Origin of the sequence: Pseudoclavibacter sp. Marseille-Q434 (genome assembly GCF_050315415.1) — a bacterium.
Lineage (GTDB): Bacteria > Actinomycetota > Actinomycetes > Actinomycetales > Microbacteriaceae > Pseudoclavibacter.
This window is the reverse complement of record NZ_JBNPQH010000002.1, coordinates 135,379-157,980: the sequence shown is the minus strand read 5'-3', so window position 1 is coordinate 157,980 and position 22,602 is coordinate 135,379. Positions and strand designations below refer to the sequence as shown.

The window sequence follows — 22,602 nt, the reverse complement described above, 5'->3', positions numbered from 1 at the left end:
ATGCCTACGCATGCAATCCGAGTCGGTGGCGGCCACCCGCCGCCCCGGCTCCAGCACGACCGGCCCACCAGGCCGTATCCCGCACTACCGCACAGCGAAGTGGACCGCTATGAAACTCGAGCTTCGAGGCATCACCAAGCGATTTGGTGCCTTCACGGCCAACGACAACATCAACCTCACCATCGAGGAGGGCGAGATCCATGCGCTCCTCGGCGAGAACGGTGCTGGCAAGTCGACCCTGATGAACGTGCTCTACGGCCTGTACCAGGCCGACGAGGGCGAGATCCTGCTGGACGACGCCGTCCAGCACTTCTCCGGGCCGGGTGACGCCATGGCCTCCGGCATCGGCATGGTCCACCAGCACTTCATGCTCATCCCCGTCTTCACGGTCGCCGAGAACCTCATGCTCGGCCACGAGCCGGCCAACGGCGCCGGCGTCCTCGACATCGACAGCGCCCGCCAGAAGGTCCGCGACCTCTCAGCGCAGTTCGGCTTCAACATCGATCCGGATGCGCTGGTCGAGCACCTGCCCGTCGGCGCGCAGCAGCGCGTCGAGATCATCAAGGCGCTCTCGCGAGACGCGAAGATCCTCGTCCTGGATGAGCCCACCGCCGTGCTCACACCCCAGGAGACCGACGAGCTGATCGTCATCATGGACCAGCTGCGCAAAGCGGGCACGTCCATCGTCTTCATCACGCACAAGCTGCGCGAGGTCCGCAAGGTCGCAGACCGCATCACCGTCATCCGCCGCGGCAAGGTCGTCGGCACGGCACTCCCGAGCGAGTCGAACGAGGAGCTCGCGGCGAAGATGGTCGGCCGCGCCGTCGACCTCGACGTCGACAAGGAAGCTCCGAAGCTGGGCGAGACGACGTTCGTCGTCTCCGAGCTGACGGTCTTCGACGAGGTCGGCGCCAAGCAGGTCGACGACCTCAGCTTCGAGGTCCGCGAGGGCGAGATCCTCGTGATCGCCGGCGTGCAGGGAAACGGGCAGACCGAGCTGACGGAGGCCATCCTCGGCCTCCACAAGAAGGCACTCGGCTCGATCAGCCTCGACGGCAACGAGCTCATCGGGCAGACGGTCAAGAAGACGCTGGATGCCGGGCTCGGCTTCGTGCCGGAAGACCGCACGGAAGATGGCATCGTCGGCGATTTCACGATCGCCGAGAACCTCGTGCTCGACCGCGCCGACCGCGCGCCGTTCTCGAACGGGATCGCGCTGAACCTGCGGGAGATCACGGCCTTCGCCGAGAAGAACGTCAAGGACTTCGACGTCAGGGCGCCCTCCATCGAGACGGCCGTCGGCCGACTCTCCGGCGGCAACCAGCAGAAGGTCGTGCTCGCGCGCGAGCTCGGCCGGGACCTGCGGATGTTCATCGCCTCGCAGCCGACGCGCGGTCTCGACGTCGGATCGATCGAGTTCGTGCACGAGCAGATCGTGCGCGTCCGCGACTCGGGCATCCCGGTCATCATCGTGTCGACCGAGCTCGACGAGGTTGTGCAATTGGCGGATCGGATCATGGTCATGTACCAGGGCAAGAGCATGGGAATCGTTGGACCGGAGACGTCTCGCGACGTGCTCGGCCAGATGATGGCGGGGGTCGAAGTATGAGCCAGCTCCAGAACGTGACGGCCGAGACGCCGCCACCACCCGGCACGCAGGTGCCGGTCACCGCGAGCGAGCAGTCGCCGTGGCACGGCCTCTGGCGCGACATCCTCGGGGGTGGGCCGCTGCGCTCCATCCTCGCGATCGTCCTCGCGCTGCTCATCGGCTCGCTCCTCGTCGTCTTCACGAGCGACGACGTGCTCGAGACGACCGGGTACTTCTTCTCCCGGCCGATGGACCTCTTCACCGCCGCGGGCGGTGTCATCGGCGGTGCGTTCCGCGCGCTGTGGGAAGGTGCGGTCTACTCGCCCCGCAACGGATTCGTTCCGCTGACGAACACGCTCATGTGGGCGACGCCGCTCATCACGGCCGGCCTCGGGGTCGCGTTCGCGTTCCGCGCTGGCCTGTTCAACATCGGTGGTCAGGGCCAGATCCTCATCGCCGCGCTCTTCACCGGCTTCGTGGGCGCGAGCCTGCAGCTTCCCTTCGTCGTGCACGTGCTCGTCGCAGCGTTCGCCGGCATCGTCGGCGGCTCGATCTGGGCCGGCATCGCCGGCTGGCTGAAGGCGCAGACCGGAGCGCACGAGGTGATCGTCACGATCATGCTCAACTGGATCGCGTTCTGGGGCCTCACATACCTGCTCAAGACCCCCGTCTTCCAGGCGGAAGGCGCCGGCGGAAACGCGAAGGCCAAGCCCATCGTCGAGTCGGCGCAGCTGCCCGACCTCGTGGGCGCCGCCGACTGGGGCTTCATCCTCGCGATCATCGCCGCCTTCGTCTACTGGTGGATCATGGAGCGCACGACGATCGGCTTCAAGGTGCGGGCCGTCGGCCTCAACCCGAGCGCCGCTCGCACTGCAGGCATCAACGTCGCCTTCATCACGTTCCTCACGATGGCCATCGCCGGTGCGTTCATCGGCCTCGCGGGCGCCACGCAGGTGCTCGGCCGCGCCACCGCCGGCTACGACCCCGGCGTCCACGCGGGCATCGGCTTCGATGCCATCACGGTCGCGCTCCTCGGTGCGGGCCACCCCGTCGGCATCATCCTCGCCGGTCTCCTCTTCGGCGCGCTCAAGGCCGGCTCCTTCCCGATGCAGGTCGTCGAGGGCATCCCGATCGACATCGTCGCCGTCATCCAGGGCCTCATCGTGCTCTTCATCGCGGCACCTCCGCTCATCCGTGCGATCTTCCGCCTGCCGAAGCCCTCCGGCATCCGCCTGCTCGACCGCATCCGCGCGTCGAGGGAAGGGAAGGATGACGGGCCGTCGAGCACGAAGGACGGCACAGGCAAGGGCAGCAACGGCACGAAGAACGAGGTGAACGCATGACCGCAGTGACGCCGAGCACCGAGGAGCAGATCCCGGTGGGCGCGAGCACCAAGGCTGAGGTCCGCACGACGCGCAGCTGGAAGGCCCCCATCGCGTACGCCTTCTTCAGTGCACTCGTGCTCGTGGTCTTCGGGCTTCTCGCACCTGCCGGTGCCTCGAGCACGATCGACCTGAACTCGGACGGCGTGCCCATCAAGTTCGACCCGCTGGTCCTCCCGACCATGGTCACGAACCTCGTGATCGGCGTGATCCTCGCCGGCATCACCGTCGTCGCCTTCCTCCGCACGGCCGCAGGGGCGAAGCTGCCCATGTGGGTCATGGTCGTCTTCGGCATCCTCTGGGTGTGGGCGCTCATCGTCTTCATCGGCGCGAACGCCAACGTGCCGCTCACCTGGCTGCTCACGGGAACGCTCGCGATCTCGACCCCGCTCATCTTCGGCTCGATGGCCGGCCTCGTCTCCGAGCGCGTCGGCGTCGTGAACATCGCCATCGAAGGCCAGCTCCTCGCCGGCGCCTTCACCTCAGCGCTGATCGGCTCGATGACGGGCAACCCGTTCCTCGGCCTCCTCGGCGCGATCCTCGCCGGCATGCTCGTCTCGCTCATCCTCGCCGTCTTCTCGATCCGCTACCTGGTCGAGCAGGTCGTCGTCGGTGTCGTCATCAACATGCTCGTGATCGGACTGACGAACTTCCTCTACTCGGGCGTCATGACGCGCGACAGCGGGTTCCTCAACACCATCGCGCAGAACGAGAAGTACCCGCGCTTCGCGATCCCGCTGCTGAGCGACATCCCCGTGATCGGGCCGCTGCTGTTCGACAACACGTTCATCGTGTACCTGATGTTCATCACGGTGCCCGTCCTCACCTTCGCGCTCTTCAAGACCCGCTGGGGACTGCGTCTCCGCGCCGTCGGCGAGCACCCGAAGGCGGCCGACACGGTTGGCATCAAGGTCAACAAGACGCGTTTCTGGAACGTCCTGCTCTCCGGCGCCATCGCCGGCGCGGGCGGCAGCTTCTTCACGCTCGGCAGCGTCGGCTCGTTCAGCCAGGAGATGACGAGTGGCCAGGGCTACATCGCCCTCGCCGCCCTCATCTTCGGCCGCTGGCACCCGGTCTACGCGACCCTCGCCGCGCTGCTGTTCGGCTTCGCCTCGAACCTCAAGACCCTCGTGAGCCAGGTCGGGGCGAACATCCCGCCCGAGTTCATGGCGATGATCCCGTACATCGTGACGATCCTCGCCGTGGCCGGTTTCGTCGGCCAGTCCCGAGGCCCCGCCGCGGCGGGCAAACCCTACGTGAAGGCATAGGTGCAGCCATGACGGCAACAGGAACCGAAGCGCTCGAGCCCGAATGGGCGACCCTCCGCGAGGCTGCGCGCGACATCATGACGAAGGCGTACGCGCCCTACTCGAACTACTCCGTCGGCGCGGCCGCGCTCGTCGACGACGGTCGCATCGTCGTCGGCTGCAACGTCGAGAACGCGAGCTACGGGGTCGGCCTCTGCGCTGAGTGCGGACTCGTCTCGGCACTCCAGGCGAGCGGCGGCGGCAAGCTCGTCGCCTTCACATGCTGCAACGGCGACGGCGACGTCATCATGCCGTGCGGCCGCTGCCGCCAGCTGCTGTACGAGTTCTCGGCACCGGGGATGCTCCTCGACACCGTCTCGGGCATCCGCACCATCGACCAGGTACTGCCGGACGCGTTCGGCCCCAGAGATCTCGAAGGGATCAAATGAGCTCCACCCCCGCCCAGTCCGCAGTCGAGGCGTTCGACGCCGTCGACCTCATCAAGGCGAAGCGCGACGGTCGTCTGCTGTCGACGCCCGAGATCGACTGGCTCATCTCGCGCTACGCCAACGGCTACGTGGGTGACGAGCAGATGGCGGCGATGGCGATGGCCATCTTCCTCAACGGCATGGAGCGCACCGAGATCCGCGACATGACGCTCGCCATGATCGCGTCGGGTGAGCGGATGAACTTCGACGGGCTCGGCAAGGTCACGGTCGACAAGCACTCCACGGGGGGTGTCGGCGACAAGATCACGCTCCCGCTCATGCCGCTCGTCGCCTCCTTCGGCGTCGCCGTGCCGCAGCTCTCGGGCCGCGGACTCGGCCACACGGGTGGCACCCTCGACAAGCTCGAGGCCATCCCCGGCTGGCGTGCCGAGCTCTCCAACGAGGAGATGTTCACCCTCCTGCAGGAGATCGGCGGCGTCATCTGCGCAGCCGGTGCAGGCCTGGCTCCAGCCGACAAGAAGCTCTACGCGCTCCGCGACATCACGGGAACCGTCGAGTGCATCCCGCTCATCGCCTCGAGCATCATGTCGAAGAAGATCGCCGAGGGCACCGATTCGCTGGTGCTCGACGTGAAGTTCGGCTCCGGCTCCTTCATGGGCGACATCGAGCGTTCGCGTGCGCTCGCCGAGACGATGGTCGCGCTCGGCGAGGATGCCGGTGTGCGCACCTCGGCGCTGCTCACGAACATGAACGTCCCGCTCGGGCTCGCGATCGGCAACGCCAACGAGGTGCGCGAATCGGTCGAGGTGCTCGCCGGCGGCGGCCCCGCCGACGTCGTCGAGCTCACGGTCGAGCTGGCTCGCGAGATGCTCCGCCTCGCGGGGCAGCCGGACGCCGACGTCGAAGGTGCGCTGAAGAACGGCGCGGCGATGGATGTGTGGCGCCGGTGGGTCTCGGCGCAGGACGGCGACCCGGATGGGGCGCTGCCCGTCGCGCGCGAGACGCACGACGTCCGCGCCGACCGCGACGGTGTGCTCGTCCGCCAGGAAGCGCTGCCGTTCGGCATCGCGGCCTGGCGCCTGGGAGCCGGACGCGCGCGCAAGCAGGACCCGGTCATCCACTCGGCAGGCATCGACCTCGCCGCGAAGCCGGGCGATGCCGTGAAGAAGGGGGACGTGCTCTTCACGCTCTCGGCCGAGGATGCCGCCCGCTTCCCGCGTGCCCTCGAGGCGCTCGAGGGGGCGTACGAGATCGGCGACGCCGGCTCGGAGATCCTCACCGGCGGTCCGCTCATCGCTGGCCGCGTCGGCGCGGAGTAGTCGGGCTCGCGGTGTGGAGAAGGGAAACCTTCTCCACACCGCCACGCCAGGTCGCGCGCCGGTTGCCTCCGCCAGATAGAATCATGGCTCTGGACGGCCGCATTTTCTGGATCGCGGCCACATTCGAAGGGGAACACCGTGTCTGTGCAGAGCTCCGCGCCATACGACGAGGGCGATTTCACGCTGCGAGACGGCACCAACATCCGTACGCTGCCCAAGGTGTCGCTGCATGACCACCTCGACGGCGGCCTGCGTGCTCAGACGATCATCGAGCTGGCCGACGAGATCGGCCTCGAACTCCCCGCAACGAACGCACCGGAGCTCTCGAACTGGTTCGCCGACCAGTCCGACTCCGGCTCGCTCGTCGAGTACCTGAAGACCTTCGACGTGACCACGGCCGTCATGCAGACCGCGCACGGCCTTCGCCGCGTCGCCCGAGACTTCGTCAACGACCTCGGCGCCGACGGCGTCGTCTACGGCGAAGTCCGCTGGGCTCCCGAACAGCATCTCAAGCGCGGCCTGAGCTTGGACGACGCGGTCAACGCGGTGCAGGCAGGCATCAACGAGGGCATCGACGACGTGCGCTCGCACGGCAAGCGCATCCGCATCGGCCAGCTGGTCAGCGCGATGCGCCACGCGGGCAACGGCCTCGAGATCGCAAAGCTCGCCGTCCGCCACCGCGAACAGGGTGTCGTCGGCTTCGACATCGCCGGCCCTGAAGACGGCTTCCCGCCCACGAACCTGCAGGAGGCCTTCGACTACCTCATGTCGGAGCGCTTCCCCGCGACGGTGCACGCCGGCGAGGCCGCCGGACTCGACTCCATCGAGAGCGCCATCTTCGACGCGCACGCCCTGCGTCTCGGCCACGGTGTGCGCATCGCGGAAGACATCGACCTCGAAGGCGAAGACGAGGACGGCACGTACGTGTCGCTCGGGCGACTCGCGCAGTGGGTGCGCGACCGCCGCATCCCCCTCGAGCTCAGCCCATCCTCGAACCTGCAGACCGGTGCCATCGCCGCGTGGGGTGAGAGCATCGAAGACCACCCATTCGACCTGCTCTACCAGCTCGGGTTCACGGTGACCGTCAACACCGACAACCGCCTCATGAGCGCGACGAGCATCTCTCGAGAGCTGACGCTGCTCGCGGACACCTTCGACTACGACCTGGCAGATCTGGAGACCTTCCAGCTGAACGCCGCAGAAGGCGCCTTCTTGCCGATCGAAGACCGCGAAGAGCTGGCGGAGATCGTGAGCGAAGGGTTCGACGAGGCAGGAGCATGAGCGCGCAGGAGACGCCTGAGCTGCAGTTCGACCCCACCAGTGTGCGGCTCGCAGCACACGCCCTCGACTGGCGCCAGGCCGTCGGCCAGATGGGCGAGCTGCTGGCCGAGCGTGGATTCGCGAAGCGCGGGTACACGAGCAACATGGTGCGTGTCATCGAGCGCTTCGGTCCGTACGTCGTCGTCGGCCCAGGGGTCGCGCTCGTGCACGCGCGACCCGGCGAGGAGACCATCCAGAACGGTCTCGCCGTCATCACCTACCCAGAAGGCGTCGGCTTCGGACATGCGCGCTACGACCCGGTGAGGGTCGTCGTCGGCATGACCGCGACGAGCGCATCCGAGCACCTGCAGCTCATCGCCGCGCTCGCGAAGGTCTTCGACAACGAGGTCGTCCTCGGCGAGCTCGTCGCCGCCGCGTCGCCCGAGTCGCTTGTCGAGCTGCTCAAGCCGCGCCTCGTGGCTGCCGGGCTCGCCATCGCCTGACACCTGCGCTGCGGGCGCCCGCCGTCCGCTGCGAGGTCCCCGACGTGGACCGTGCCCGGTCGCCACCGATCGCCCACCGTCGTGTCCGATTCCCGCGAGTGGACGCGGTCTGAACCTGCCAGACTCATCGCATGGCAAGCACCAACCTGACCGGAGACGACCGGTACCGAGCGATCCTCGCCAAGGACCGCCGCTTCGACGGCCAGTTCATCACGGCCGTCGGCTCGACCGGCATCTACTGCCGACCGAGCTGCCCCGCGCGCACGCCGCACCGGGAGAACGTCACGTTCTACGCGACCAGCGCCGCGGCACACGAGGCCGGCTACCGGGCGTGCAAGCGCTGCCTGCCGGATGCGGCTCCCGGCGACCCCGCCTGGAACCTGCGTGGCGATGTCGCAGCTCGCGCGATGCGCCTCATCGCCGACGGCGTCGTCGAGCGGGAGGGCGTCCCCGGCCTGGCTGCGCGGCTCGGCTACTCCGCTCGCCACCTGGGTCGTGTGCTCGCAGCCGAGCTCGGCGCGGGGCCCTTGTCCCTCGCCCGCGCACAGCGGGCGAGGACCGCGGCGACCCTGCTCGGCGCCACCGACCTCCCCCTCGCCGACGTGGCCTTCGCGGCCGGGTTCGCGAGCGTCCGGCAGTTCAACGAGACCGTGCAGGAGGTCTTCCAGCTGACGCCCACGCAGGTGCGGGACGCCTCACGGGGCCGATCAGCGAGGATGCGAGCAGGCAGCGGCCGTGTCGAGGAGGGCGGCCCGGCTCTCGGTGCCGGTGGGGTCCCGCTGACCCTTGCGCTCGCCTACCGCGAACCGTACGACGCCGCCGGTGTCTTCACCTGGCTGGGGGAGCGCGCCATCGACGGCGTGGAGATCGCGACGGGGCACAGCTACGAGCGCAGTCTCCTGCTGCCAGGCGGACCAGCATGGTTCAGCGTGGATGCGGGGGGCTCGCAGCCCTCGTCGCTCCGCCTCCGGGCTCAGCTGACCGACCTCAGCGACCTGCAGACGCTTGTCACCCGCGTGCGCCGTCTCTTCGACCTGGACGCCGACCCGGCCGCGATCGACGCGGCCCTCTCCGTGCATCCCGGCATCGCGGAGCGCGTGCGCCTGCGCCCCGGCAGGCGCCTTCCCGGAGCGGTGGACCCCGACGAGATGCTGTTCCGCGCGATCATCGGACAGCAGATCACCGTCTCCGCGGCCCGCACAGCGCTCAGCCGCCTGACGGCGCGAGCGGGCGCGGCGCTGGTGCCGGATGGCGACGATCGCCGACCGGACGAGATGGACGCGGCGGGTAGCGCTACCGCCGCCGCCGCGACCGGGCAGGTCCCGGGTCGCCGCGTGACTCGGCTCTTCCCGAGCGCATCCGCCATCGCGGAGCTCGGTGAGGAGTCGTTCGCCGGCCCCCGCGCGCGCTCAGCGACGATCACAAACGTCGCCGAGGCGATCGCCGGCGGACAGCTACGTCTCTCGCACGGCGACGACGTCGCAGAACAGCACTCCGCGCTGACCGCGTTTCGAGGCATCGGCGACTGGACCGCCGGATACGTGAGCATGCGCGTGCTCGGAAACCCTGACGTGCTGCTCACCGGTGACGTCGCCCTGCGCAGCGGAGCAAGAGCCCTCGGCCTCCCATCGGAACCGAAAGACCTCACCTCGATAGCAGAGCAGTTCAGGCCGTGGCGCAGCTACCTCTCGCTCCACCTCTGGGGAGCGGCACCGCCCAGAGCGCGGGCCGTCGCCAAGAAGACCAACAGGACTGAGACCGCCGAGCAACTGCCCGCGGCTTCCGCCGCCGCACCCCAGACCGCACCTCAACCTCACAGCACGGAGCAACCAGCATGAGCACACAGGAGAACCCACAAGCGACGGCGGCAGGCCGCACACACGCCAGCGACGTCGCGCCGGCATCCAATGCTGAGCAGCAGGCCGTCATCGAGACGTTCGGCACGCCGGACGGCCCATTCACGATCATCACCCGCGAGAGCGACGGCGCGGTCCTCTCGTCCGGGTGGAGCGACGACGAACAGCTCGTCGTGGCCCGCATCACGCCGAAGGCCAGGCCGACGGTCCTCACCCGCGGATGCAGTGCCGCATCCGACGCCGTCCGGGCGTACTACGAGGGGCAGCTCGACGCCATCGATGACGTTCCCGTCGCCCAGTTCGGCGCGGAGTTCCGGATGCAGGGCTGGCGCGGCCTGCGGGACATCGTGGCCGGGCATCCGCTCACCTACACGGAGTTCGCGACAGCCCTCGGTCGTCCGACGGCCGTGCGGGCGGCAGCGAGCATCTGCGCCAGCAACGCGCCGGCGCTGTTCGTGCCGTGCCACCGTGTCCTGCGCTCAGACGGCACCCTCGGCGGCTTCGCATGGGGTGTCGACGTGAAGCGCTCGCTGCTGCAGCGCGAACTCGCCCACGCCTCCTGACACGCCGCATCCGTTCGCCTCTCCGGACTCGGGATGGCTTTCGCGCACGCGGATGGGTTGCAACCCATCTGCGCGCGTCAAACCCATCCCGAAACGATGCTATCGGGCCAGGAAGGTCGACTCGGGCCTCGCCCGGAGTTTCGGGATGGCAAAGTCGCTTCGTTGCGGGAAGTTTCCCGCAAGACTGCGAGGTTCCCATCCCGAAGTCTGGGGTTGGTGCTGCGAGCGTGGATGTGCGTGACCGCACTCTGCTCGGTGCGTATTCGGGATGGGTTTCGCGCACGCGGATGGGTTGCAACCCATCTCGAAGCGTGGAACCCATCCCGAAACGATGCTGTCGGGCGGGCAGGTAGCGCCGGGCCGGGAAGGTCGCCTCGGGTCGGGAAGCTCGCGTCGGGCCACGCCCGCGGTTTCGGGATGGGAACCTCGCTTCGTTGTGGGAAGTTTCCCGCAAGAGTGCGAGGTTCCCATCCCGAAGTGGATGCGAGGCGCGGGATACGGCCGGAAGGTTCGAGGGCGAGGCACAGCGGCGCAAGAACGACGGGAGCCCCTCGGGATGGAAGGATCTCCAACCCGAGGGGCTCCCGATACGTGCGCTGCGGTGTCTACGCGGTGGTGAGGGTGATTCGCAGGGCTTCGCCGGCGCGAGCTGCCTTCGATTCGGCGTCGGCCGCTCGTTCCGCGGGCGAGCCTTCCTCGCTCGAAGCGTCGACGTAGACCTTGATCTTGGGTTCGGTGCCCGACGGGCGCACCATGACGCGGGTGCCGTCGGCGAGCTGGTAGCGGAGCAGGTCGATGGGCACCTCGTCGCCGGACAGGTCGCCGGTCTCGACCACCTCGACACCGCTGACCTCGCTCGGGGTGTGGCTGCGCAGCACGGCCATGACGCGTGGGATCTCGGTGATGTCGTCGAAGCGCACCGACACCTGTGTCGACACGAACGTGCCGAACCGCTCGGCGAACGCGTCGTCGTGATCGATGAGCGAGCGTCCCTCGGCCTGCAGGCCGATGATGAGCTCGAGGATCGCGACGGACGCCGAGATGCCGTCCTTGTCATGCACGGTCTCGGGGTTGACGAGGTAGCCGAGGGCCTCCTCGTACCCGTAGAGGATGTTCGGGGCGCGCGAGATCCACTTGAACCCGGTGGGGGTCTCGGCGTAGTCGAGCCCGTACTCGTGCGCGATGCGCCCGAGCGCCGGGGCGGAGACGACGGAGGTCGCGAGCGTGCCGTGCACCCCGTCCGCCTTCGCCTGCTCGGCGGCGCGCCAGCCGAGGATCTTGCCGATGTCGTTGCCGCCGAATCGGCGCCACCCGGCTGCGTCCTTCACTGCGACCGCAAGACGGTCGGCGTCGGGGTCGTGGGCGATGACGAGGTCGATGCCGGCCGCATCCGCCGTCTCGTAGGCGAGGTCGAGGGCGCCGGGCTCTTCGGGATTCGGGAAGTCGAGGGTTGGGAAGGCTCCGTCCGGCTCGACCTGCTGCGCGACGACCACCGGTTCGGCGATGCCGAGCTCGGCGATGACGGCGCGGAAGGTCTCCCATCCGACGCCGTGCAGGGGCGTGTAGACGAAGCGGACATCGCTCGGTGTTCCGCGCAGCAGCGCAGCGGTCGCCGACACGTACTCGCTGACGATGGACTCGTCTGCCGTGGCGTAGTCGGTCGAGCGCGGGATCTCGGGCACGGTTGTGCCGGCCGCGACGGCGCCGATGGCCGCGGCGATCTGGGCGTCGACGGGTGCGACGATCTGCGAACCGTCATCGGCGCCGCCGAGGTAGACCTTGTAGCCGTTGTCCCACTTCGGGTTGTGCGAGGCGGTGACCATGACGCCAGCGGATGCGGCGAGTCGGCGGACCGCGAAGGCCAGCACGGGCGTCGGCAGCTGCCTCGGCAGGATCGTCGCGGCCACGCCTGCGGCCTGCATGATCTCGGCGGTGTCCTCGGCGAACCGCTTCGAGTTGTTGCGGGCGTCGTAGCCGATCACGATGGATGGCGACTCCTCGCGCGCGAGCAGGAAGTCGGCGAAGCCACGCGCGGCCTGGGCGACGAGCACCCGGTTCATGCGGTTGGGTCCGGCTCCGAGCCTGCCGCGGAGACCTGCGGTCCCGAAGGCCAGACGTGCCGAGAACCGGTCGTGCAGGTCGCGCCAGGCGATCGCGCGCTCGCTCGTGTCGGTGTCTTCGATGGCGGTGAGCTCGGGCGAGACGTCGCCTGCGGCGTCGAGCAGCTGCTGCAGCTCGGCGCGCGTGACCTCGTCGGGGTCCTGGTCGCGCCACGCGATCGCGTTGTGTCGCAGGGCGACCTGGAGTTGGCGTGCGAGGCCGCTCATCAGAGCTTCACCACGATCTGCGACAGCAGCTCGGCGAGGTCGGCTTCTGCCGCCTTGCCCGCCTCGAGCACCTCGGTGTGGCTGAGTGGGTTCGGCGAGACGCCGGCGGCGGGGTTCGTGATGAGCGACATGCCGAGGACCTCCATACCCGCCTCGCGTGCGGCGATCGCCTCGAGCGCGGTCGACATGCCGACGATGTCGCCGCCGATCGTGCGCGCCATCTTCACTTCGGCGGGTGTCTCGTAGTGCGGGCCGCGGAACTGCACGTAGACGCCCTCATCGAGTTCGCGCACCGTGAGCGCCAGCTCGCGGAGGCGTGCGGAGTACAGGTCGGTGAGGTCGATGAAGGTCGCGCCCTCGAGGGGGGAGTCGGCCGTGAGGTTGATGTGGTCCGAGATCAGCACCGGCGTGCCGGGGCCCCACTCGGGCCGCACCCCGCCTGCGCCGTTCGTGAGGATCATGACGGAGGCGCCGGTGGCGGCGGCGGTCCGCACGGAGTGCACGACCCGGCGCACTCCCTTGCCTTCGTAGTAGTGGGTGCGCGCGGCGATGACCAGCGCGTGCTTGCCATTCGCGAGGCGGATGGAGCGGAGGGTCCCGGAGTGACCGGGGATGTCGGACTTCGCGAACCCGGGCACCTCGTCGGCCGGGATGGTCGCGATCGTCTCACCGAGCAGGTCGGCGGTCTGGCCCCATCCGCTGCCGAGCGTGAGCGCGATGTCGTGGCGTTCGACACCCGTCTTCTCGGCGATGACCGCGGCAGCTGCCTGCGCGAACTCGAAGGGTGAGGTGGCTGGGTCGTCGATCGAGGCTGCTTCGTGCGTAGACATGCTCACCAGCGTAGCGACCGTGGCGCGGCGAACGGGGAGCAAGGGCTGATGAACTCCGCGCGTGCCCGGAAACGGCTCGGATACCGGCCCGGTTTGGCGGGTTCATGCGGGAGGAGCAGAATGGGCTCATGGCCACGCCTTTTGATCGCAAGCATCGCATCGTCGTCGTCGGCGGGGGGCCAGGCGGGTACGAAGCCGCATTGTCGGCCGCCCGCCTCGGCGCGGAAGTCACTCTCGTCGAGCGCGTCGGCGTCGGCGGCTCCGCAGTCCTCACCGACGTCGTTCCGTCGAAGACCCTCATCGCGAGTGCGGAGGCTGCGACGGCGATCCGCGAGTCCGGCGAGCTGGGCGTGCAGTTCTTCGCGAAGGGTGACAGCGGCAAGCCGCTGAAGCCGGAGGTGGCGGTGAACCTCTCGAAGCTCAACAAGCGTCTGCTGCGTCTCGCTCAGAACCAGTCGGATGACATGCAGCGCACCCTCGAGGCGGCGGGCGTCAACGTCATCCAGGGCGAGGGCAAGCTCGACGGCAACTCGGCGGTCACGGTGGGCACGGGCTCCGGTGGGCAGGACTTCGATCGCATCGAGTTCGACTCTGCCGTCATCTCGGTGGGTGCTCGCCCGCGCACCCTCGACTCGTGCAAGCCGGACGGCGAGCGCATCCTCACCTGGACTCAGCTGTACAACCTCAAGGAGATGCCGAGCCATCTCATCGTCGTCGGATCCGGCGTCACGGGGGCCGAGTTCGCCTCTGCCTACTCGGCGTTGGGCGCGAAGGTCACGCTCGTCTCGAGCCGCGACCGCGTGCTTCCCAACGAGGACGCGGATGCGGCTGACGTGATCGAGGACGTCTTCAAGCGGGGCGGCATGACGGTTCTGTCCAAGTCCCGCGCGGCGACCGTCGTCCGCGACGGCGACGAGGTCGTGGCGACGCTCGACGACGGGCGAGAGGTGCGCGGCTCGCACTGCCTCATCGCGGTCGGCTCCATCCCGAACACTTCGGGCATCGGCCTGGAAGGCGCCGGCGTCGAGGTCACGCCCTCCGGCCACATCCGCGTCAACCGCGTCGCCCGCACCTCTGTGCCGAACATCTACGCGGCGGGCGACTGCACGGAGTTCTTCCCGCTCGCGTCCGTCGCGTCCACGCAGGGGCGCACGGCGGTCTTCCACGCGCTCGGTGACGAGGTGCGTCCCATCAACCTCCGCAACGTGGCGTCGAACATCTTCACGTACCCGGAGATCGCGACCGTCGGCTGGCAGCAGCGCTCGATCGAGGACGGCACCCGGGAGGGGCGCGTCTACAAGCTGCCGCTGAGCGAGAACCCGCGTGCCAAGATGCAGGGTGTCCGCGACGGCTTCGTGAAGCTCATCGCGGGCAACGATCTCGGCACGGTCATCGGCGGCGTCATCGTCGCGCCGCGCGCCTCAGAGCTCGTGCTGCCATTGTCGATCGCGATCGAGCAGCGCCTCACGGTCGACCAGGTTGCGCGCGCGTGGGCCGTCTACCCGTCGCTCGCGAGCAGCATCTCGGATGCGGCGCACGCCATGCACGTGCCCTACTCGGAGCAGACGAAGAGCTAGGCGGCCTCTGCGGGCGCTCGCTGCTAATCCGCATTCTCCTTTTCGCCCGCCGCCAGCGTTTTGGCGGGGAGTCCCGTCAAGCGCAGGTATCGTGCCGATTGGTTGCGCGTTGTGCGTGGTTCCGCGTCTTCCTGCTTCTGGCGGGTGCGTGGCTGGGGAAATCCACGATTGGGGAGCGATGATCGATGTCGAGCAAGTGAATGGAGTATGGGCGTTCGACCCGGAGCACACCCGTATCGGGTTCTCGGCGCGTCACGCCATGATCACGACGGTGCGAGGGGCGTTCAATGACGTCGAGGGCGAGCTTCTGGTCGACGTCGACGACCCTTCGAGGTCCGAGGCCACGCTGACGGTGAGAGCGTCGAGCGTCGACACCCGGAACGCGAAGCGTGACGAGCATCTGCGCAGCGCGGACTTCTTCGACGTGGATCGCTGGCCGGACATCACGTTCGTCAGCAGGAAGGTCGAGGAGATCGACGAGGGCTCGTACGCCGTGACCGGAGATCTCACGATCCGCGACGTCACCCAGGAGGTCATGGTGCCGATCTCGTTGGTCGGGGTCGAGACGGATGCGTTCGGCGTGCTCCGAGCGGGCTTCGAGGGGAGCCGCCGATTGCGGCGGCGCGACTTCGGACTCGAATGGAACATGCCGCTGGACTCCGGCGGGGTGCTGGTGTCGGAGCGCATCACGTTGGAGTTCGAGATATCGGTCATCAAGACCGAGTAGTCGGGCCCGCACGGAGGCCGACGATCCGCAGCATCCCCCTCTGCGGATCGCGGTGCGCTCAGCCGCCGAAGTACTCGTTCCAGATGTCGATGGCGAGCTTGATGAAGAGCACGCTCACGACGATGAGGAAGACCCAGCGGATGAGCTTGCTGCCGCCGCGGATGGCGGTGCGCGCGCCGATGTAGCCGCCGGCGACGTTCGAGACTGCCAGGATGGCGCCGAGGCCCCACAGCACGTATCCCTGTGGTGCGAAGAAGAGCAGCGCGCCGAGGTTGGTGCCGAGGTTCACGATCTTCGCCTTCGCGCTGGCCTGCAGGAACGAGTAGCCGAGCAGCGACACGAGGGCGATGACGAGGAACGAGCCGGTGCCCGGCCCGAGCACGCCGTCGTAGACGCCGATCGCGAAGCCGATGAGGCCCGCGACGACGTGGTGCTTGCGGCCCTCGTACTTGAGCTTGTCGAGCTGCCCGACGCTCGGCTTGAAGGCCGTGAAGATGCCGATGCCGAGGATCGCGACGGCGATGATCGGCTTGAACGCGGCGGCCGGGATGCTGGACGCGAGGATCGCGCCGCCGTACGCGCCGAAGAGCGCGATCGCCGCCATGGGCAGAGCCGTGCGGAGGTCGGGCTTCACGCGCCGGAAGTAGGTGATGGAGCTGGTCGTGGTGCCGGCGATGCTACCGAGCTTGTTCGTCGCGAGCGCCTGCACGGGCGTGACGCCGGGCAGCGTGAGGAGCATCGTGAGCTGGATGAGCCCGCCGCCCCCGACCACCGCATCCACCCAGCCGGCTGCGAAGCCGCCGGCGATGACGAGCGCCAGCAGCCACCCGTTGAACCCCTCGAGCCCCGTGAACGACTCGAGCCAGCTCGGGTCGGACGCGGCGAGCGTGGCGTCGAGCGGAGGCGAGAGCAGAGCGGGGGTCAGCAGGAAGGCGTCGGGCACCTGTCGAGGCTACTCGGCGTCGGCGAGCTCGAGCAGCTTCGTGCCGCTCGAGACGGTCTCACCCGCCGTGCCGGTGATGGCCGCGACGACGCCGTCGCGCGGAGCCTGGATGGGCTGTTCCATCTTCATGGCCTCGAGCACGACCAGCAGGTCGCCCTTGACGACCTTCTGGCCCTCTGCCACGGCGAACTTCACGATCGTCGCCTGCATGGGGGCGGTGATGTCTCCGCTCGAATGCGTCTCGACGTTGGTGTGCGTGCGACGCTTCGGCGCGTGGCCCGCCATGGTGCGGCCTGCGCCGCCGTGGCCGGCACCCGTCACGGCAAGCAGGCGCTCGGGGAGGGACACCTCGAGGCGCTTGTCGTTGACCTCGACGACGACGTTGCGCCGAGCGATGGGCTCGTTGACGTCACCGGCCTCGCCGCCCCACGGCTCGAGGGTGTTGTTGTACTCGGTCTCGATCCAGCTCGTGTACACGCCGAACTCGCCGTTCTCGGCCGTGAACGCGGGGTCGCGCACCACGGAGCGGTGGAACGGGAGCACCGTCGGCATGCCGTTGAGCTCGAAGTCCTCGAGAGCGCGGCGTGAGCGCTCGAGCGCTTCCTCGCGGGTGGCGCCCGTGACGATGAGCTTCGCGAGCAGCGAGTCGAAGGCGCCGGAGACGATGTCGCCCTCGCGGACACCCGAGTCCACGCGAACGCCGGGGCCGCCAGGCACACGGAAGGTCGTGATGGTTCCGGGAGCGGGGAAGAAGCCGCGGCCCGGGTCCTCGCCGTTGATGCGGAACTCGAAGGAGTGGCCGCTCACCTGGGGGTCGTCGTAGCCGAGGGCCTCGCCCTGCGCGATGCGGAACTGCTCGCGCACGAGGTCGATGCCCGTGACCTCTTCGGAGACGGGGTGCTCGACCTGGAGGCGCGTGTTGACCTCGAGGAACGCGACGGTGCCGTCGGCGGCGAGGAGGAACTCGCAGGTGCCCGCGCCGACGTAACCGACCTCCTTGAGGATGGCTTTCGAGGCGCGACGCATCTCAGCTTCCTGCTCGGCCGTGATGAAGGGTGCGGGGGCCTCTTCGACGAGCTTCTGGTGGCGGCGCTGCAGCGAGCAGTCACGGGTCGAGACGACGACCACGTTGCCGTAGGCGTCGGCGAGGCACTGCGTCTCGACGTGGCGCGGCTTGTCGAGGTACTTCTCGACGAAGCACTCGCCGCGGCCGAAGGCCGTGATGGCCTCGCGGGTGGCCGATTCGAAGAGCTCGGCGACCTCCTCGCGCTCACGGGCGACCTTGAGTCCGCGTCCGCCGCCGCCGAACGCGGCCTTGATGGCGACGGGCAGACCGTGCGTGTCGATGAAGGCGAGCACCTCGTCCGGACCCTCGACGGGGTTGAGCGTCCCTGGGGCGAGCGGTGCGCCGACCTTCTCGGCGACGTGGCGGGCGGTGACCTTGTCGCCGAGCGCCTCGATGGCCTCCGGGGAGGGGCCGATCCAGGTGAGGCCCTGGCCGATGACGGCGCGAGCGAAGTCGGCGTTCTCGGCCAGGAAGCCGTAGCCGGGGTGCACGGCGTCAGCACCGGAGCGGCGCGCGATGGAGAGGAGCTTGTCGATCACGAGGTACGTCTCGGCGCTGGTCGCGCCGCGCAGCGCGTAGGCCTCGTCGGCGAGGCGAACGTGCGGTGCGTCGCGGTCCTGGTCTGCGTACACGGCGACGGAGGCGATACCCGCGTCTCGAGCAGCTCGTGCGATGCGTACGGCGATTTCGCCACGGTTGGCGATGAGGAGCTTCGAGATTCGCGACATGGTTCCTAAGCCTATTGAGGTCGGGGCGGCCGGATTTGGCTCGATTCGACAAACTTATCCGGAGAAGGTTGTCAGATGCGCGCGGTTGGAGGTTCTCACCACGCCGAGGTGCTGTCAGTTGGGCGACATTGGCGTCGCAACACATTCCCATGGGGTGGGAAGCCGATTGCAGGTGATGTCACCTCGTGCTTAGCTACAGGGCTGCGGTTTTTTGCCCAGCCAGGCACCTAGCCAGCAATGGTCATTCGTGCCAGGTCCGCTCCGGGCCCGCCCACATTGCCGTCCACTCCGCGTCTTCGGTGACGCGCATCCACCACGTTAGTGGATGCGCCGTCGAAGAGGCCTCGTCGTTCCGGAGAATCGATGCTCGGTAAGCTCCTCGCCCGTTATCTACGGAAGTACTGGCCGCTCCTCGCGGGTGTGCTGGTCTTCCAGTTCCTTCAAGCGCTCGCGTCGCTGTACCTGCCGCGACTCAACGCCGACATCATCGACAAGGGCGTTGCCAACGCCGACACCGACTACATCTGGTCGACCGGCGCCGTCATGCTCGCCATCTCGCTCGGCCAGATCACCTGCTCGATCATCGCGACGGTCTTCGCCGCCCGCGCCGCCATGGCCCTCGGCCGCGACATCCGCGCCGACGTCTTCGCCCGGGTCAGCAGCTTCTCCGAGCGCGAGGTCTCGCGCTTCGGCGCGGGCTCGCTCATCACGCGCAACACGAACGACGTGCAGCAGGTGCAGATGCTCGCCATGATGGGCTCCACCATGCTGGTCTCAGCCCCGATGCTCGCGATCGGCGGCATCATCATGGCCCTGCAGCAGGACGTGGGCCTGTCCTGGATCATCGGCGTCGCGGCACCCGTGCTGCTCCTGCTGGTCGGCATCATCATCAGCCGCATGGTGCCGCTGTTCCGCCAGTTCCAGGTGAAGCTCGACAACATCAACCGCATCCTGCGCGAGCAGCTCACCGGCGTGCGCGTCGTGCGCGCGTTCGTGCGCGAGCCCATCGAGGAGAAGCGCTTCGAGGTCGCGAACAACGACCTCTTCCTGCTCGGCAAGCGCGTCGGCGACCTCTTCGTCACGCTCTTCCCGCTCGCCATGCTCGTCCTGAACATCACCGTGGTCGGCGTCATCTGGTTCGGCGGCATCCAGGTCGACCAGGGCACGGTCGAGATCGGCACGCTGTTCGCGTTCATGGCCTACGTCATGCAGATCCTCATGGGCGTGCTCATGGCCAGCTTCATGACGATCATGATCCCGCGCGCCGCGGTGAGCGCCGACCGCATCTCCGAGGTGCTCGCCACCGAGTCGACGCTCATCATGCCGGCGCACCCGGTGACCGACTTCCCGGAGCCCGGCGTCATCGAGTTCGACGACGTCGAGTTCACGTACCCGGGCGCCGACGAGCCTGTCCTCACCGGCATCTCGTTCCGCGCCGCCCCCGGAGAGACGGTCGCCGTCGTCGGATCGACGGGTGCGGGCAAGACGACGCTCGTGTCGCTCATCCCGCGCCTGTTCGATGCGACGGGTGGCACCGTCAAGGTCAACGGGGTCGACGTGCGCCAGGCGGATGCGGAGCTCCTGTGGGACGGCATCGGCCTGGTCCCGCAGCGCCCGTTCCTCTTCACCGGCACGATCGCCTCCAACCTCCGGTACGGCCGCGAGGCCGCGACGGACGACGACCTCTGGAAGGCGCTCGAGATCGCGCAGGCCACGGCGTTCGTCCAGGAGAAGGACAAGCAGCTCGAGTCGCGCATCGCCCAGGGCGGCACGAACGTCTCTGGCGGGCAGCGCCAGCGACTCGCCATCGCTCGCGCGATCGTGCACGAGCCGCAGGTGTTCGTCTTCGATGACTCCTTCTCGGCGCTCGACCTCACGACCGATGCCAGGCTGCGCCGCGCCCTCTGGGAGCAGCTGCCGGGCGTCACCAAGATCGTGGTCGCCCAGCGCATCTCGACCATCGTCGACGCCGACCGCATCGTGGTCCTCGACGACGGTCACATGGTCGGTCTCGGAACACACGACGAGCTGCTCGAGAGCTGCACGACGTACAAGGAGATCGTGGATTCCCAGCTTGCAGTGGAGGCACAGTCATGAGCCGTGACGCAGAGAACCAGAAGCAGGATGCGAAGGCATCGCGCGGCCGCGGTCGCAAGGCCAAGGAGGTCGTCGAGAAGGTCCTGACGGAGGAGGAGCAGCTCGAACTCGAGCTCGCCGAACAGGCTCGTCAGTCGTCCGGCGACTGGGACAGCGTGGCTCCCGGCAAGGCGAAGAACTTCGGGCAGAGCTTCGGCAGGCTGCTCGGCAGGCTCCGCCCCTACCGCGCGGCACTCATCATCGTGTCGTTCCTCGGCGCGGTCGGCGTCGTGCTCTCGGTCATCGCCCCGCGCGTGCTGGGTGAGGCGACGAACCTCATCTTCGAGGGCGTCGTCTCCAGCCAGCTGCCTTCGGGAGCCTCCAAGGAGCAGGTCGTCGCGGGGCTCCGCGACTCCGGCCAGACGCAGTTCGCCGACATGGTCGCGGCCATGGACATCACCCCGGGCGAGGGTGTGAACTTCGAGCGACTCGGCATGGTGCTGCTCTCCGTGCTCGCGCTGTACGTCTTCTCGGCGCTGCTCATGTGGCTGCAGGGCTACGTCATCAACATCATCATGATGAAGGCGATGTACAAGCTGCGCGAGGACGTCGAGCGCAAGATCAACGCGCTGCCGCTCAGCTACTTCGACCGCGTGCAGCGCGGCGAGCTGCTGAGCCGCGTCACGAACGACATCGACAACATCACCCAGACCATGCAGCAGTCGCTGTCGCAGGTCGTCACGAGCGTGCTCACCGTGGTCGGCGTGCTCGTCATGATGTTCTCCATCTCCTGGCAGCTCGCGCTCGTCGCGCTCGTCACGCTGCCCCTCATGGGGGTCATCTTCGGTGTCATCGGGCCGAAGTCGCAGAGGAACTTCGCCGAGCAGTGGAAGAAGACGGGGCGCCTCAACGCCCGCGTCGAGGAGTCCTTCTCGGGTCACGCACTCGTCCGCGTCTTCGGACGTGAGCAGGATGCGCGTGAGCAGTTCCAGGTCGACAACGAGCAGCTCTTCCAGGCGGCCTTCAAGGCGCAGTTCTGGGCGGGCGTGATGATGCCGGCGATGATGTTCATCGGCAACCTGTCCTACGTGGGCATCGCGGTGCTCGGTGGCCTCATGGTCGCGGGCGGCAACCTCCGCCTCGGCGACGTGCAGGCGTTCATCCAGTACTCGCAGCAGTTCACGCAGCCCCTCGCGGAGCTCGGCGGCATGGCCGCCGTGCTGCAGTCGGGCACGGCCTCGGCCGAGCGCGTGTTCGAGCTCCTCGACGAGGACGAGCAGGAGCCCGACTCGAAGGATGCTCCCAAGCCGGCGAACGGCGCGGGGGAGATCGTCTTCGACGACGTCACCTTCTCGTACACCCCCGAGCAGAAGCTCATCGAGAACCTCAACTTCTCGGTCGAGCCTGGCCAGACGGTCGCGATCGTCGGGCCGACGGGTGCTGGCAAGTCGACGCTCGTGAACCTCATCATGCGGTTCTACGAACTCGACGGCGGGCGCATCCTGCTGGATGGGCAGGACATCGCCGAGCTGCGGCGAGATGACGTCCGCAGCCGCACCGGCATGGTGCTGCAGGACCCGTGGCTGTTCGCCGGGTCGATCCGTGAGAACATCCGCTACGGGCGCCAGGACGCGACCGACGAGGAAGTGCTCGCGGCTGCGACCGCCTGCTACGTCGACCGCTTCGTGCATTCCCTCCCGGAGGGGTACGACACCGTGCTCGACGAGGACGCGTCCAACGTCTCCGCGGGGGAGCGCCAGCTCATCACCATCGCGCGCGCGTTCGTCTCCGACCCGCAGGTCCTCATCCTCGATGAGGCGACGAGCTCGGTTGACACCCGCACGGAGCTGCTCCTGCAGCAGGCGATGGCGGCACTCCGCCAGGGGCGCACGAGCTTCGTCATCGCGCACCGTCTCTCCACGATCCGCGACGCCGACCTGATCCTCGTCATGGAGCACGGCTCCATCGTCGAGCAGGGGACGCACGACGACCTCGTGAAGCAGGGCGGCGCGTACGCGAGGCTCTACAACTCGCAGTTCGAGCAGGCCGTCAGCGACCTGGACGTGGAGGAGCGCACGCTCACCTCGTAGTCCACCACCGTTTCGGGATGGGTTCCGCGCTTCCGGATGGGTTCTTTCCCATCTCGAAGTGCGAAACCCAT

Annotated in this window: 17 protein-coding genes; 13 read left to right on the top strand and 4 right to left on the bottom strand. The window is 68.2% G+C overall.

All coding sequences use genetic code 11. The features are described 5' to 3' along the window. Positions 1-109: 109 nt before the first annotated feature. From ACQFZP_RS07615 to ACQFZP_RS07575, 9 genes are all read left to right on the top strand, one after another. Positions 110-1,609 (top strand): ABC transporter ATP-binding protein, encoded by a 1,500-nt coding sequence (locus ACQFZP_RS07615; RefSeq protein ID WP_104252208.1) that lies wholly within the window; start codon positions 110-112, stop codon positions 1,607-1,609. After that, on the top strand, positions 1,606-2,931 hold the full coding sequence (locus ACQFZP_RS07610; protein WP_211890897.1) for an ABC transporter permease: 1,326 nt from the start codon (positions 1,606-1,608) through the stop codon (positions 2,929-2,931). Before ACQFZP_RS07615 ends, ACQFZP_RS07610 begins: the two co-directional genes overlap by 4 nt. After that, positions 2,928-4,238 (top strand): ABC transporter permease, encoded by a 1,311-nt coding sequence (locus ACQFZP_RS07605; RefSeq protein WP_104312839.1) that lies wholly within the window; start codon positions 2,928-2,930, stop codon positions 4,236-4,238. The genes ACQFZP_RS07610 and ACQFZP_RS07605 overlap by 4 nt, the downstream gene beginning before the upstream one ends. A gap of 8 nt (positions 4,239-4,246) precedes the next feature. Beyond that, positions 4,247-4,666, top strand: coding sequence for a cytidine deaminase (locus ACQFZP_RS07600; protein WP_211890896.1), 420 nt, complete (start codon positions 4,247-4,249; stop codon positions 4,664-4,666). Further along, a complete protein-coding gene (locus ACQFZP_RS07595; protein WP_104312837.1) occupies positions 4,663-5,985 on the top strand; it encodes a thymidine phosphorylase in 1,323 nt (440 codons plus the stop codon). Before ACQFZP_RS07600 ends, ACQFZP_RS07595 begins: the two co-directional genes overlap by 4 nt. Before the next feature lie 138 nt (positions 5,986-6,123). Then, a complete protein-coding gene (locus ACQFZP_RS07590) occupies positions 6,124-7,266 on the top strand; it encodes an adenosine deaminase (protein ID WP_307852786.1) in 1,143 nt (380 codons plus the stop codon). Next, complete coding sequence (locus ACQFZP_RS07585) at positions 7,263-7,748, top strand: PTS sugar transporter subunit IIA (protein ID WP_104312836.1); 486 nt, start codon at positions 7,263-7,265, stop codon at positions 7,746-7,748. The genes ACQFZP_RS07590 and ACQFZP_RS07585 overlap by 4 nt, the downstream gene beginning before the upstream one ends. A 131-nt stretch (positions 7,749-7,879) precedes the next feature. Then, complete coding sequence (locus tag ACQFZP_RS07580; RefSeq protein WP_211890895.1) at positions 7,880-9,586, top strand: DNA-3-methyladenine glycosylase 2 family protein; 1,707 nt, start codon at positions 7,880-7,882, stop codon at positions 9,584-9,586. Further along, the gene (locus ACQFZP_RS07575) at positions 9,583-10,167 is read left to right on the top strand and encodes a methylated-DNA--[protein]-cysteine S-methyltransferase (RefSeq protein ID WP_211890894.1); all 585 of its coding nucleotides are present in this window, start codon (positions 9,583-9,585) and stop codon (positions 10,165-10,167) included. Before ACQFZP_RS07580 ends, ACQFZP_RS07575 begins: the two co-directional genes overlap by 4 nt. Positions 10,168-10,772: 605 nt before the next feature. Here the strand turns inward: ACQFZP_RS07575 and ACQFZP_RS07570 are convergent. Beyond that, positions 10,773-12,494: a phospho-sugar mutase gene (locus ACQFZP_RS07570; RefSeq protein ID WP_211890893.1), complete on the bottom strand. Its 1,722-nt coding sequence runs from the start codon at positions 12,492-12,494 to the stop codon at positions 10,773-10,775. Continuing rightward, entirely contained in the window at positions 12,494-13,324 is an 831-nt protein-coding gene (locus ACQFZP_RS07565) for a purine-nucleoside phosphorylase (RefSeq protein ID WP_104313025.1), read from the bottom strand. The genes ACQFZP_RS07570 and ACQFZP_RS07565 overlap by 1 nt, the downstream gene beginning before the upstream one ends. Before the next feature lie 128 nt (positions 13,325-13,452). On the opposite strand from ACQFZP_RS07565, the gene ACQFZP_RS07560 reads away from it, so the two are divergent. Together ACQFZP_RS07560 and ACQFZP_RS07555 are read left to right on the top strand one after the other, a co-directional pair. Beyond that, positions 13,453-14,901, top strand: coding sequence for an NAD(P)H-quinone dehydrogenase (locus ACQFZP_RS07560; RefSeq protein ID WP_104252218.1), 1,449 nt, complete (start codon positions 13,453-13,455; stop codon positions 14,899-14,901). Between the two features lie 178 nt (positions 14,902-15,079). Beyond that, the gene (locus tag ACQFZP_RS07555) at positions 15,080-15,628 is read left to right on the top strand and encodes a YceI family protein (protein WP_211890891.1); all 549 of its coding nucleotides are present in this window, start codon (positions 15,080-15,082) and stop codon (positions 15,626-15,628) included. A 58-nt stretch (positions 15,629-15,686) separates the two neighbouring features. On the opposite strand, the gene ACQFZP_RS07550 is transcribed toward ACQFZP_RS07555, so the two are convergent. Beyond that, positions 15,687-16,451, bottom strand: coding sequence for a sulfite exporter TauE/SafE family protein (locus ACQFZP_RS07550; RefSeq protein ID WP_179557998.1), 765 nt, complete (start codon positions 16,449-16,451; stop codon positions 15,687-15,689). 129 nt (positions 16,452-16,580) lie between these two features. Next, the gene (locus ACQFZP_RS07545; protein WP_211890890.1) at positions 16,581-18,365 is read right to left on the bottom strand and encodes a biotin carboxylase N-terminal domain-containing protein; all 1,785 of its coding nucleotides are present in this window, start codon (positions 18,363-18,365) and stop codon (positions 16,581-16,583) included. Positions 18,366-18,728: 363 nt separating this feature from the next. On the opposite strand from ACQFZP_RS07545, the gene ACQFZP_RS07540 reads away from it, so the two are divergent. After that, positions 18,729-20,462, top strand: coding sequence for an ABC transporter ATP-binding protein (locus ACQFZP_RS07540; RefSeq protein WP_104312830.1), 1,734 nt, complete (start codon positions 18,729-18,731; stop codon positions 20,460-20,462). Then, a complete protein-coding gene (locus tag ACQFZP_RS07535) occupies positions 20,459-22,531 on the top strand; it encodes an ABC transporter ATP-binding protein (RefSeq protein ID WP_211890888.1) in 2,073 nt (690 codons plus the stop codon). The genes ACQFZP_RS07540 and ACQFZP_RS07535 overlap by 4 nt, the downstream gene beginning before the upstream one ends. Positions 22,532-22,602 lie beyond the last annotated feature (71 nt).